At 65.3% G+C, this 13,548-nt stretch carries 11 protein-coding genes; 9 read left to right on the forward strand and 2 right to left on the reverse strand.

All coding sequences use genetic code 11. The annotated features are described in order from the left end of the window. The first annotated feature begins 76 nt into the window (after positions 1–76). On the forward strand, positions 77–1,096 hold the full coding sequence (locus AB4089_RS18140) for an SDR family oxidoreductase (protein ID WP_441410669.1): 1,020 nt from the start codon (positions 77–79) through the stop codon (positions 1,094–1,096). 357 nt (positions 1,097–1,453) lie between these two features. Here AB4089_RS18140 and AB4089_RS18145 read toward each other — a convergent pair whose 3' ends face one another. After that, entirely contained in the window at positions 1,454–1,939 is a 486-nt protein-coding gene (locus AB4089_RS18145; RefSeq protein WP_441410670.1) for a MarR family transcriptional regulator, read from the reverse strand. Between the two features lie 84 nt (positions 1,940–2,023). Between AB4089_RS18145 and AB4089_RS18150 the strand changes: the two genes are divergently transcribed. The 6 genes from AB4089_RS18150 to AB4089_RS18175 all read left to right on the forward strand — a co-directional run bounded on the left by AB4089_RS18150 (position 2,024) and on the right by AB4089_RS18175 (position 9,516). Continuing rightward, positions 2,024–2,479, forward strand: a complete 456-nt coding sequence (locus AB4089_RS18150; RefSeq protein ID WP_441410671.1) for a hypothetical protein — start codon at positions 2,024–2,026, stop codon at positions 2,477–2,479. Next, positions 2,476–3,126, forward strand: a complete 651-nt coding sequence (locus AB4089_RS18155) for a gluconate 2-dehydrogenase subunit 3 family protein (protein WP_441410672.1) — start codon at positions 2,476–2,478, stop codon at positions 3,124–3,126. Before AB4089_RS18150 ends, AB4089_RS18155 begins: the two co-directional genes overlap by 4 nt. After that, positions 3,123–4,760: a GMC family oxidoreductase gene (locus AB4089_RS18160; RefSeq protein WP_441410673.1), complete on the forward strand. Its 1,638-nt coding sequence runs from the start codon at positions 3,123–3,125 to the stop codon at positions 4,758–4,760. Before AB4089_RS18155 ends, AB4089_RS18160 begins: the two co-directional genes overlap by 4 nt. 2 nt (positions 4,761–4,762) lie before the next feature. Next, entirely contained in the window at positions 4,763–6,556 is a 1,794-nt protein-coding gene (locus AB4089_RS18165) for a thiamine pyrophosphate-requiring protein (protein WP_441410674.1), read from the forward strand. A gap of 5 nt (positions 6,557–6,561) precedes the next feature. After that, entirely contained in the window at positions 6,562–7,674 is a 1,113-nt protein-coding gene (locus AB4089_RS18170) for an enolase C-terminal domain-like protein (protein WP_441410675.1), read from the forward strand. A 75-nt stretch (positions 7,675–7,749) separates the two neighbouring features. Continuing rightward, positions 7,750–9,516 (forward strand): glycoside hydrolase family 15 protein, encoded by a 1,767-nt coding sequence (locus AB4089_RS18175; protein WP_441410676.1) that lies wholly within the window; start codon positions 7,750–7,752, stop codon positions 9,514–9,516. Between the two features lie 220 nt (positions 9,517–9,736). Here AB4089_RS18175 and AB4089_RS18180 read toward each other — a convergent pair whose 3' ends face one another. Next, positions 9,737–10,432 (reverse strand): hypothetical protein, encoded by a 696-nt coding sequence (locus AB4089_RS18180; protein ID WP_441410677.1) that lies wholly within the window; start codon positions 10,430–10,432, stop codon positions 9,737–9,739. Between the two features lie 296 nt (positions 10,433–10,728). Here AB4089_RS18180 and AB4089_RS18185 point away from each other — a divergent pair, with 296 nt between their 5' ends. Together AB4089_RS18185 and acs are read left to right on the forward strand one after the other, a co-directional pair. Next, positions 10,729–11,403, forward strand: a complete 675-nt coding sequence (locus tag AB4089_RS18185; protein ID WP_441410678.1) for an acetate uptake transporter — start codon at positions 10,729–10,731, stop codon at positions 11,401–11,403. A 6-nt stretch (positions 11,404–11,409) separates the two neighbouring features. Further along, complete coding sequence (gene acs, locus AB4089_RS18190) at positions 11,410–13,386, forward strand: acetate--CoA ligase (protein WP_441410679.1); 1,977 nt, start codon at positions 11,410–11,412, stop codon at positions 13,384–13,386. Positions 13,387–13,548: the final 162 nt, after the last annotated feature.

Genomic DNA, 13,548 nt, shown 5'->3' on the forward strand with positions numbered 1-13,548 from the left:
GGGGGACCCGGCTCGGCGCCCGTGCAGGAAGGGCGGGAAGCTGACGCGATTGCTGACACTCTAAGGAGTCACCCTCATGGACAAGGCCCGGCGTATCGTCGCTATTACCGGATCCAGTGGCGGAATCGGGCGCGCATCGGCGGTTGCCTTTGGCCGTCAAGGCGCCACCGTTGCCTTGCTTGCCCGTGGCGAGGCAGGTCTGGCCGGGGCCGCGCAGGAGGTGGAGGCCGCCGGCGGCCGCGCGTGGACTTTGAGCGTCGATGTCGCCGACGCCGATGCTGTGGATGCTGCCGCCGAGCGAATTGAGCGCGAGTTGGGGCCCATCGACGTCTGGGTCAACGTTGCCTTCACTTCGGTTTTCTCCCCCTTTTCGGAAATTTCCGCAGCTGAGTTCGCACGCGTGACCGAGGTCAGCTACCTCGGTTACGTCTACGGAACCATGTCGGCCTTGAAGCGCATGCGGCCGCGAAACCGCGGCGTCATAGTGCAGGTCGGCTCGGCCCTGGCCTACCGGGGCATCCCGTTGCAAACCGCCTACTGCGGCGCGAAACATGCTATCCAGGGTTTCAATGAATCGCTGCGGTGTGAACTGCTGCATGAGTCGAGCGGGATCCACACCACGATGGTGCAAATGCCGGCGGTCAACACGCCCCAGTTTTCCTGGGTCCTGTCCCGCCTCCCGCGACAGGCGCAGCCCGTGCCGCCGATTTACCAGCCGGAGCTGGCCGCCCGGGCGGTCGTGTACGCGGCGGAGCATCCACAGCGTCGGGAGTACTGGGTCGGCGGCAGCACTGCGGGGACACTCATCGCGAACGCCGTCGCCCCAGGCCTGCTCGACCGCTACCTGGCCAAGACAGGCTTCAACGCCCAGCAGACCGCGGAACCCCGCCATCCCGACCAGCCCAAGAATCTCTGGGAACCTGCCGACAAACGGAAGGATTTCGGGACGCGCGGCATTTTTGATTCCAGGGCCTCCAACCGCAGCGCGCAGCTGTGGGCCTCCCAGCACTATGCAGCGGTGGGCACGGCCGCAGCCGGGTTCCTCGCCTCCGTGGCCGTCGCGGGCCGCGCGCTTTTGCGGTCGGCGAACCGGTGAAGCCGCTGGAATTGGTCCGGGCGGCGTACGGGATGTGCGAGCTCTTGGCACCGGATTATGTTTCCGGCCTGCTACTGGGTGAGATGCCGGATGGCAGGACCCGCGTGGTGATCCGGATTCTGGGCGCACGGCACCTGGTTCAGGCGGTGCTGACTGTCCGCGGCGGGCGCACTGCCCACCTTGTCGGAGGCAGCGTGGATGCGGTCCACGCCGCGAGTATGGCCGGGGTCGCCGCGTTGGATAGCCGTCATCGGAGGTCTGCGGGAGTCAGCGCGGCGCTTGCGTTGGTTTTCGCGGCGGGGGAGTTCGGATGATCATCGTCAGCGGTGTTGCTTGCGCGCCTGGCAGCGGCGCCGGTCACCTGCGCAGGTCGATGGTGAACCTGCCGTCTTCGGTGCCTTCGCCGCCGTCCGCCGCCGCAAACGCGTCCATTCCCAGAGCCGTGGCGCCGCGCAACTCGTTTGTCATCCGTCCCATCACCGCGGCAACGGCGTTCCGCCGGTGCTCCAGGACGGTGTTGACCAGCGACGCGCCTTCAGGGGTCAGGGACAACTCCACGTACCGCCGGTCCGCGGGGTCATCGCGCCGCGCGATCAGCCCGGCATTGACCAGCCGGTCGCAGGTGCGGGTGGCGTTGGACGGGTGGACCCCCAGTTCCATGGCTACCGCACCGAGATTTTGCGGTCCGCGCGAGGCAATCATTACCAGCACCCGCAGCTGGGGGCTGGTGACAATGTCTTCGACTTCGACAACTGACTGGGCCACGACACGCAGCAGGACGTTCGCGGCCCTAAGGACCGCATCGATCTGGGCGTCGGCGCCGTCGTCGCTGTTTCTTTCCACGCACCCCAGTATTACCCCGGTGCTTGCGGAGCAGCAAAGTTTGCCCAGCGGCACGTATTTTTCCTGATTGCGGAGGAGCACACCATGAAGCATGCACCCGAAAGGGAAAGGACCCACCTCGTTGATCGCCTGGTCCGCAACGTGAAAACGGGCAGATTCGAACGGTCTCTTTCCGGGCTCACCGCAGCGGGGGCCTTGGTGACAGCGGCAGAAATCTACTTCGAACATGACAAGGCCAGCTTCGGGAACAAATGGATGTGGCTGCCCGTGGCGCTTGGTCCGGTGGGCGCCGCGGCCGGGGTTGCCGGGGTCTTCAGCCGCAGGATGGCCAAAACTGTATTGCCGATCGCCAGTGCCGCGATAGTGGCCAATGGGCTGCAGGGAACCTATCTGCATGCCCGGGGAATAGCCCAAAAACCGGGCGGATTCTCCAATCTGCGCTACAACCTGGAGATGGGACCGCCGCTGCTGGCGCCGCTGCTGGTGACATTGGTCGGCGGCATGGGGCTGCTGGCTTCCGTTCTCAGGCGGGAGCGATGAGCCGGCTTCCCCTGGATAGGGGCGCCGGTGGTGGCCGGTACCCGGGATTCAGCACGCTCGCCCAGTCCGGCCATTGGGACCGGGCAACCGCGGGCGTGGTCCTGGGCCGGCTGGCGCGACCCGCCGACATCCGTTTCTTCACCCCGGCCGAAGAGGCCACTGCCAGGGCACTCTTTGACCAACTCCTTGACCAGCATGCCGAGCCCCGCGTCCCGGTCGTTAACTTCGTCGACGCGCGCCTGGCCGAGAACCAGACCGACGGCTGGCGCTTCGAGGACATGCCTGAAGACGGACAGGCCTGGCGGACATCGCTGTCGGCGCTGGACCGTGCGGCGGAAGAGGCGTTCAACCAGACGTTCGCCAGCTGCAACGACGACCGGCAGGCCGACCTGCTCCGGACCGTCAGGGACCTGGGCGCTTCGTCATGGCAGGGCCTGCCGGCCGGACGCGTGTGGGGGCTGTGGACCCGCTACGCGTGCACAGCCTTTTACTCACATCCGTGGGCGTGGGACGAGATCGGATTCGGGGGGCCCGCGTACCCCCGCGGGTATAAAAATGTGGGACTCAACCGGCTGGAACCGTTCGAAGTGGCCGATACCAGACCCACGGAGGACCCCGTGGCGCTGGACGGTGGAACCCGGAGGTGAGCCACGTGCGGAGCGTGCGGAGCCGTAATGAATCCGCGTGGCTGCTGCCGGCCGGCCCAGGCAGCAACCACCGGCTGCGCGATGACATGCGCGTGTTCGATGACCGTGACGAAGTGGACATCGTTATCGTGGGGTGCGGAGCGGGCGGCTCAACCATGCTGCAACGGCTGGCCCGCGCGGGATGGCGGGCGGTCGCCCTCGATGCTGGCCCGTTCTGGGACCCTGAGCGTGACTGGGTGAGTGACGAGGCCGGCTCGCATCACCTGTATTGGACCGATCCGCGCGTGATCGGCGGTGATGACCCCGTGCCCCTCGGATCGAACAACTCAGGCCGCGGGGTGGGTGGCTCCATGGTGCACTACGCCGGATACACGCCCCGGTTCCACCCCAGCGACTTCCGCACCTTCACCACGGACGGCGTCGGCGCCGACTGGCCCCTGGACTACGCGGATCTGCGCCCCTTTTATGAGGACATCGAAGGGGAACTCCCGGTGGCCGGAGAACCCTGGCCGTGGGGCGATCCGCACCGGTATCCGCACCGGCCTCACCCCGTCTCGGGCAACGGAGAGCTCTTCCTCCGCGGTGCACGCGCCTGCGGGATCACGGCCAAGGTCGGTCCGGTCGCGATCGCCAACGGCCGCTTCGGCAACCGGCCACACTGCATTTACCGGGGCTTTTGCCTTCAAGGCTGCAAGGTGAACGCGAAGGCGTCGCCCCTGATAACCCACATTCCGGACGCACTCGCCCACGGCGCCGAAGTGCGGGCCGATTCGATGGTGACCCGCATCGGCTTCGACGAAGGGACCGGTAGGGCCACCGGTGTCCACTACACCCGGCACGGGCGGGAACGGTTCCAGCGGGCGCGGATGGTGGCCGTCGCCGGATATTCGATCGAAACACCGCGTCTCCTGCTGAACTCGACCTCAGCGAGATTCCCGCAGGGTATGTGCAACGACTTCGACCAGGTCGGCCGGTACGTGATGGTCCAGGGCGCGCCGCAAACGGCGGGCCGGTTCGACGCGGAGGTACGCATGTGGAAGGCTCCGCCGCCGGAAGTCAGCACTGAGGACTTCTATGAAACGGACCCCACCAAGCCCTACAAGCGGGGATTCTCCATTCAGACCGTTTCGCCGCTGCCCATCACCTGGGCCGAGCACGTCTCCGCCCAGGGACATTGGGGAGCGGACCTGCGCCGCTATATGAGCGACTTTCCGCATTGGGCCTGCCTGGGCGCGCTGTGCGAATTTCTTCCGCTGGAAGGAAACCGTGTCACCCTGGCGGAGGAAAAAGACCGGACCGGGCTGCCGGTTGCCGAGTTCAGCTACAGCCAATGCGAGAACGACCGGCAACTGATGGGCGCCGCACAGGATGTCATGGAGAAGATCCTGAAAGCTGCAGGCGCGGACGAAGTCATGACCATCAAACGCTTCGCCCATCTGGTGGGCGGGGCGCGCATGGCTGCCGACGAACGCCATGGCGTGGTCGACCAGATGTGCCGCAGCTTCGCCGTTCCGAACCTGTTCATCACCGACGGCAGCGTGTTGCCGACCCAGGGCAGCGCGAATCCGGCGCTGACGATCATGGCAGTGGCGGCCCGAGCCGCCGAAAGACTGAGCACTGGAAGGGACGATTGATCATGGCATCACAGACAGTTGCTGATTATTTGCTGGCCCGGCTCCGCGAATGGGGCGTGGACAAAGTTTTTGCTTTTCCGGGGGACGGCATCAACGGGTTGCTCGCTGCCTTCGGGAAAGCCGGCAACGAACCGAAATTCATTCAGGCCCGACACGAAGAAATGAGTGCCTTCGAAGCCGTCGGCTATGCCAAGTTCTCCGGCAAGGTCGGGGTCTGCATGGCCACCTCCGGCCCGGGCGCGATCCACCTGCTCAACGGGCTGTACGACGCGAAACTGGACCACGTGCCGGTGGTGGCGATCGTCGGCCAGACAGCCCGCAGCGCGATGGGAGGCTCCTACCAGCAAGAAGTGGATCTGCTGAGCCTCTTCAAGGACGTGGCCTCCGAGTACCTCCAGATGGTCACGGTCCCCGAGCAGCTCCCCAACGTCCTGGACCGGGCCGTACGGATAGCCCTGGCAAGGAAGGCCCCGACGGCGGTCATCATCCCGTCCGATGTCCAGGAATTGGAGTACACGCCACCGACGCACGCCTTCAAGATGGTTCCTTCCAGCCTCGGCATCCGTTGGCCTGAAATCCAGCCCAACGACGACGCGATTCGCGGCGCGGCCCAGCTGCTCAACGATGGAAGCAAAGTGGCCATGCTCATTGGCCGGGGGGCCCGTGGCGCGGCCGCGGAGGTCCGCCAGGTCGCGGAATTGCTGGGCGCAGGCGTTGCCAAGGCGCTGCTCGGCAAGGACTCCCTGCCGGACGATCTTCCCTATGTGACCGGATCAATCGGCCTTCTCGGAACCCGCCCCAGCTACGAAATGATGCGCGACTGCGACACCCTGCTGACCATCGGATCAAGCTTCCCCTACACCCAGTTCATGCCGGAAGAAGGGCAGGCGCGCGGTGTCCAGATCGACATCGACCCAGGCATGATCGGACTGCGGTACCCCTACGAATTCAACATCGTCGCCGATTCCGCCACCGCCCTGCGGGCGTTGATTCCGCATCTGCAGCGGAAACAGAACCAGTCCTGGCGCGCAGACCTGGAAACGAAAATCACCCGGTGGTGGGAGACCATGCGCGCCGAGGCCATGGTCGAAGCCAGCCCCATCAACCCCATGCGGCTCTTCTCCGAGCTCTCCGACCGGCTGCCTGACGACGCAATCATCACAGCAGACTCCGGATCCGCGGCCAACTGGTACGCCCGGCAACTGAAGTTTCATGGCCACATCCGCGGCTCCTTGTCCGGCAACCTGGCCACCATGGGACCGGCGGTGCCCTACGCCATCGGAGCAAAATTCGCCCACCCCGCACGTCCTGTGATCGCCTTCGCCGGGGACGGTGCCATGCAGATGAACGGCATGGCCGAGCTCATCACCATCCAGCGCTACTGGCGCGAGTGGACTGATCCCAGGCTCATCGTTGCGATCCTGCACAACGATGACCTGAACCAGGTGACCTGGGAAATGCGGGCCATGGGAGGGGCCCCGGCGTTCCGTGAATCCCAAGCCCTTCCCGACGTCGACTACGCGGCTTTCACGTCCAGCCTCGGGCTGCAGGGCATCAGCGTGGGGTCCCCCGACGAACTCGGGGACGCATGGGAGAAGGCACTCGCAGCGGACCGGCCGACCGTTCTGGATGTGCGCACAGACCCGGACATCCCGCCAATCCCGCCCCACGCCACCCTGGAACAGGCACTCAACAGCGCAAAAGCGGTCATGAAGGGCGACGACAGCGGCTGGGGCATCATCAAAGAAGGCGTCAAAGCCAAGGCCCAGGAGTTCCTCCCGCACAAGAAGGATTGACCGTCATGATCGATTCAAGCCTTCAGCTGGGACGTCTTGACGTCTCGGCCTACACGGTGCCGACCAGCGCGCCGGAGGGCGACGGAACCTTGGCGTGGGACGCCACCACCATCGTCCTGGTCCAGGCCGTGGCCGGCAGCTGGACCGGCATCGGCTGGACCTTCGCGCCGGGGGCCTGCGCGGCGCTGATCAAGGAGACCCTGGAACCGGCCGTTACCGGGCTCAACCCTTTCGACGTTCCTGCAGCGGCCGAAGCCATGGCCCGGGCGGTGCGCAACACTCCACGCCCCGGACTGGCCGGCTACGCGATCTCCGCCGTCGACTGCGCGCTCTGGGACCTCAAGGCACGGATCCTCGGCCTTCCCCTGCACCGGCTCCTCGGGGCGGCGCGGGCGGAGGTGGAGATTTACGGCAGCGGCGGGTTCACCACCTATTCAGAGGCCCAGCTCCGACGCCAGCTGGAGGGCTGGACCGGCCAGCAACAGATCCCGCGGGTCAAGATCAAAATCGGCGAGGCGCGCGGCGCGAACACGGCCCGCGACCTCCTCCGGATCCGTCAGGCACGGGACACCATCGGGCCGCACGTCCAGCTGTTCGTCGACGCCAACGGCGCTTACACCGCCAAGCAAGCCGTTCGGGTTTTCGACGCCGCGGCAGAGCAGGATCTGACGTGGTTCGAAGAACCGGTATCCAGCGATCACCTTGAGGGGCTTCGCCAGGTCCGGCAGTCTGTCACGGCGGACGTCGCAGCCGGCGAATACGGTACGACCCTGTTCTATTTCCAGCAGATGTGCGGCGCCGGCGCCGTTGACTGCCTTCAAGTGGATGTGAGCCGCTGCGGGGGAATCACGGAGTGGTTCCGGGCCGCCGCGGTAGCCGCGGCCCACGGCCTGGAAGTCTCCGGGCACTGTGCACCGAACCTGACCGTGCCCGCGGCTGCAAGCACCCGCAATTTCCGTCACCTGGAGTGGTTCCACGACCACGTCCGGATCGAGGAGATGTTCTTCGACGGGACGCCCGATCCACAAGGAGGCAGCGTTCGGCCCAGCGACGACCGGCCCGGCAACGGACTCATTTTCCGGGCCCTGGACGCCGAACCATACCGAATCCAGGCCTAGGCCAGAAGGAGCCAGCTTGAAACACTCAGCTTTTCAGGGACGCAGGCACGCCGGTACGGGCCTGGCGGACACCTGATGACACCAGCCCAGCCCGATGGCGGGGAAGTCTTCTTCCCGCCCCAGGTTCTGCGCGACTATGCCCTGCTGGCGGACGGTGAACGGGGCGCGGTGATCGGCCCGCGCGGTGACGTTGTCTGGCTGTGTGCCCCGCAATGGGATGACCCCGCCGTGTTCTCGTCCCTGGTGGGCGGCGCCGGGGCATTTTCCGTGACACCCCTGAACCCGCGCTATGTGTGGGGAGGGCACTACGACGACGGCACACTGATCTGGAACAGCCGCTGGGTCACCACGGACGGCATCGTCGAATGCCGCGAGGCCCTCGCGATGCCGGGGGACCCCGCCCTGGCGGTGCTGATGCGTCATATCCGGGTTATATCGGGCACCGCGCCGGTCCGGGTCCTCCTGCACCCCCGGCCGGGCTTCGGCCGGTGCCGGGTGGACCTTTCCAACGGCGGGGACGGTGTGTGGTCCGGTGAGGGCGGCGGACTGCACCTTCGCGTCAGCGGGATGGGCCGGGCAAACGCGAACGATGGCGTGCTGCAACAGGATGTGCAGCTTAGGCCCGGAGAGGAACACCACGTCGTGATGGAGCTTTCCGCCAGGCCGCTGCCGACCCGGCCGCCCGTCCCTGCGGATCTCTGGACGGCCACCGGGCGCGCCTGGGCCACAACGGTACCTGCAATGAACGGGACTGTTGCCCCTGCCGACGCCCGCCGGGCTTACGCGGTCATGCGCGGGATGACCGGCGCAACCGGTGCCATGGCCGCAGCCGCCACCATGGGCCTGCCGGAGCGTGACGAGGCAAAACGCAACTACGACTACCGCTACGCCTGGATCCGGGATCAATGCATTGCCGGCCAGGCCGCCGGTGCCGGCGGAGCCACCGGCCTCCTCGACAGCTCGGTGCACTTCGTCAGCGAACGGTTGCTGGCGGACGGAACCAGCCTCAAACCCGCTTACACCGTCCGCGGCGGCAGGGTCCCGGACGAGCACACACTCGACCTTCCGGGTTACCCGGGCGGGACGGACAAGGTCGGCAACTGGGTAAACGGGCAATTCCAGCTGGACAGTCTCGGCGAAGCCCTGCTGCTTTTCGCCACCGCTGCCCGCCATGACCACCTCGACAACAGGCACTGGCACGCAGTGGAGCAGGCGGTGGCGGCTATAGAGGAGAAGTGGGCCGAGCCGGATGCCGGCATCTGGGAACTCGAGAACGAACGGTGGACCCATTCACGGCTGATGTGCGTCGCCGGCCTCAAAGCCGTCTCCCGGTATGCCCCCGCCACCCAGGTCTCTGCCTGGGGACCACTGGCAGACAGGATTCTGGCACATACAGCCGACACCTGCACGCACCCCAGCGGCAGATGGCAACGATCGGCCGACGACGAGAGGATCGACGCGGCACTGCTTCTTCCCGCCATCCGCGGAGCCGTCCCCACCGGCGACGGCCGCTCCCTCGCCACGGCAGCGGCCGTGAGGAAAGAACTCCTCGACGATGGATACGTTTACAGGTTCAGGCACGGGCCGGGCCCCCTGGCGGACGCCGAAGGCGCCTTCCTCCTGTGCGGCTTCTTCCTGGCCCTGACCGAACATGAGCAGGGCAACACCACAGACGCATTCAGACTCTTTGAACGCAACCGGGCCGCCTGCGGTTCCCCGGGACTGTTCACCGAAGAATACGACGTCGAACAGCGCCAGCTGCGCGGCAACTTCCCCCAGGCGTTCGTCCACGCCGCCATGCTCGAAACAGCTCACCGCCTCGCCCGGCCGGCGGCACCATGACGACAGTTAGCACACCCTCTTGCAGGAGGACACCGCCACTGACCATGCGGAGGCCGAGATAATTCGACGAAAACTGAGACCAGCCGCAAGTCACCTTGCGGAAAATTGGCTGGCGGGGAGCAGTTGTCCGTTGTGAACCGGTGTGTGCGACATATAGGGGCAGGGCGCTTCGATCGTGGAACGGCTGTCGTTCGTGTCCGGCCCGTTGCTGCCCGGCGGCCTACTGGCCAAGCAGGGAGACGGCGTGGGCGATGACGAGTGCGAGCAGCACGAATCCTCCGAAGGCCTCCAGTCCCATCAGGGATTTTGCCCGGGCCGAAAGGGGCATCGTGTCTGTGGGGCTGAATGCCATCGAGTTGGAAAGGGAGAAGTAGACGTAGTCGACAAATGAAGCCGTCCAGTCCGTCTTCACGGAGGACCGGGCGGCAACTTCCTGCACTGCGTCGTGGTCTTCGTCCTGGGGGAACCGGAAGTCTGCCCGGGGCAGCTCATGGCGCGTGGCGTGGCGCCGGGTGACCGGACCGCCCCGGTCCAGTTCCCAGTAGACCAAGGCGAACGCGATGACGTTTGTCACCCATACCTGAAGGGCCGCGAGCAGCAGCGTTGGCCCGTTGCTGTTTCCGGAGTTCGTGAGGAGAATGACCAGTTGGACGAGTGCTGCCTCGTTGGCCACGACAAGCAACAACGCCTGGCCGACGGAAAGATGCCTTGACCAGCGGGTTTCGCGGACCAACCTGCGTGGATTCAGGATAATGAGCGGAATCAGCAGCGCCAGGCCGACGACAACAACGGAGTAGCGTACCGCCGGAAGGAACGTCGTGGGCAGCGTGGCGTATAGCGCCAGTGCGATGAGAAGGCCGATGACGGCAGGCCAACGGTGTTCCGCCCGGGCCTGCCGTTCATTGTGGGTGGTCATGGTCAGGAGTGTAGGTCCTGGGCCGGGACGGGAGCCGCAGAGTCGACTTTTGGTCCGCCCGGCGTGGCGCCGTTCGGTTCGAACGGTACACGCATGCTCGACCATAGGCGGTACGGTTCAGGCCAAGAGGGGGCATGGTCCTGCCGGCACTTCACCACTGGGCCAAGTAGTGTGATCTGCGACACAAGGGTGCGCGACCTGAATCACAACCAATTCGGATAAACTCCTTGCGCACTCAGGAGTAGCCTGATATACGTCACCAGCAATGGTGCTGGTGCTGACCAAGGAGTCGTACCATGAGTGTCGAATCAAGCTCCGCGGCGGGGACCGTCCCGGCGGGAAGTGGTCGCAGGGCAGAAATTCCCGTACCAGCCCAGGGCAATGTTGTGGCACCCCAGGCGGGCATCAGCCCACCCTTTGCAGACCCGGCAGCTTTAGGTCTGGGCGCTTTCGCACTGACCACCTTTGTCCTCAGTGTCATCAATGCCGGCCTGATCCCCAAAGCGGTCGAACCGGTTGTCCTGGGACTTGCACTGTTCTACGGCGGCTTAGCGCAGTTCGGCGCCGGAATGTGGGAATTTGCCAACCGCAACGTCTTCGGCGCGACGGCCTTCTGCTCATACGGAGCCTTCTGGCTGTCTTTCTGGTTCTTGAGCCAGTTCAGCGCTGGCAGCCTTCCGGCAGCGGACGCCAGCAAAGGAGTCGGCCTTTACCTTCTGGCCTGGGCAATCTTTACCGCCTACATGACCATTGCCGCGTGGCGGGTCAGTATGGGCGTCTTTGCCGTTTTCGTCTTCTTGACCCTGACCTTCATTGCGCTGTTTCTTGGCGCTTTCTCCGGGGCAACCGGGCTGACGGTGCTGGGCGGCTGGCTGGGCATCGTGACGGCGCTTATTGCCTGGTACTGCTCCCTCGCGGTAGTCGCGAACTCCACCTACAAACGGACTGTGCTTCCGGTGGGACGACGGTGACAGGCTATGTCCGCAGACCCAGAATCGGATGAGACCCTCGCAAACCTGATGCACGAACAGCGGCGCTTTCCCCCGGAAGCCGGCTTTTCCGCCCAAGCCAACGCCACGGCGTCGGACTATGACCAAGCCGACGGCGACAGGCTCGCGTTTTGGGCGCGGCAGGCGGACCGGCTGGACTGGTCCCAAAAATGGAGTGAGGTCCTGGACTGGTCCAATCCGCCATTCGCCAAATGGTTCGTCGGGGGCCGGCTCAATGCCGCCTACAACTGCCTTGACCGGCATGTAGCTGCCGGCCGCGGAGACAAGGTCGCGTACTACTTTGAAGGCGAAGCCGGAGACACCCGCGCGATCACCTATGCCCAGCTCACCCACATGGTCTGCCAGGCAGCGAACACGCTGACAGATCTGGGCGTCAAGTCCGGAGACCGGGTGGCCATTTACATGCCCATGATTCCGGAAACCGTCGTGGCGATGCTGGCCTGCGCGCGAATTGGAGCACCTCATACCGTCGTGTTCGGCGGGTTCTCCGCGGACGCGCTCCGGACGCGGATTCACGACTGCGACGCGCGGCTTGTCATAACCTCCGACGGCGCCTATCGCCGCGGCAAGGCCAGCGGGTTGAAGTCCGCCGTCGACGAGGCACTGCTGGACTGCCCGGACGTTCGCAACGTCCTGGTGGTCCGCCGCACGGGCCAGGAGGTCGATTGGACACCGGTCCGCGATATTTGGTGGCACGAATCCGTTGCACTGGCTTCCGCCGATCATGACGCCGAGACCTTCGACGCCGAACATCCCCTGTACGTGATGTACACATCGGGCACCACGGGCAAGCCCAAGGGCATCCTGCACACCACGGGGGGCTACCTCACGGCGTGCGCCTACACCCACTGGGCGGTGTTCGACCTAAAGGCCGAGACCGATATTTTCTGGACAGCCGCGGACATCGGCTGGGTCACCGGGCACAGCTACATCGTGTACGGTCCCCTGGCCAACGGCGCCACCTCCGTGCTGTACGAGGGCACGCCGGACACCCCGCACCAGGGCCGCTGGTGGGAAATCATCGACAAGTACAAAGTCTCGATTCTCTACTGTGCCCCGACCGCCATCCGTACGTTCATGAAATGGGGCGCCGAAATACCGGCTAAATACAGCCTCAGGAGTTTGCGCGTAATCGGCACCGTAGGCGAACCGATCAACCCGGCCGCATACATCTGGTACCGCGAGAACATCGGGCACAACCAAACGCCCGTTGTGGACACGTGGTGGCAGACCGAGACCGGAGCCATCATGATCAGTCCGCTCCCGGGAGTCACAGCGGGCAAACCGGGAGCCGCCATGAGGGCACTGCCCGGGGTCGTGGCCGACGTCGTCAATGACGCGGGCGCACCGGTTGCCAACGGCTCCGGCGGCTATCTGGTACTCAGGGAACCCTGGCCATCCATGTTGCGCACCATCTGGGGAGACAACGACCGGTACGTGGAGACGTACTGGTCACGGTTCCCGGGGCTCTACTTTGCAGGGGACGGCGCGAAGAAGGACGAGGACGGGGATATTTGGCTTCTCGGACGGGTGGACGACGTGATGAACGTGGCAGGACACCGGCTCTCGACGACGGAAATCGAATCCGCGCTCGTCGCCCATCCGAAGGTGGCCGAAGCCGCCGTCGTCGGCGCCCTTGACGAGACCACCGGGCAGGCCATCGTCGCGTTTGTCATCCTGCGCAGCGATGCGGGCGACGGCGGACCGGAAGTCGTGCAGGAGCTGCGCGACCATGTAGCCAAGGAAATCGGCAAAATCGCCCGGCCCCGGCAGATCATGGTGGTAGCCGAGCTGCCTAAAACCCGGTCCGGCAAAATCATGCGACGGCTCCTCAAAGACGTGGCGCAGGACAGGCCGATCGGGGATGTCACCACGCTGGCGGACTCGTCAGTCATGGAGCTGATCAAGGCGGGCATGCCGGGCGGCGCCGGCGGGTTGCACTAGTTGGCAGGAACGGGACCAGCGCGGCCAGAACGCAGTGCCCGGAACCGCTGACATCATCTTTGTCGAGATCGACATCATCGATCCGTCCAACTTCGGCAGCACGCTCGACGTCAAAGGCGTCGAACTCAACGGATACCGCGGGCCGAAAGCCCGAAAGCCATT

Source organism: Arthrobacter sp. 2MCAF15, from assembly GCF_052115605.1.
Taxonomy (GTDB): Bacteria; Actinomycetota; Actinomycetes; order Actinomycetales; family Micrococcaceae; genus Arthrobacter.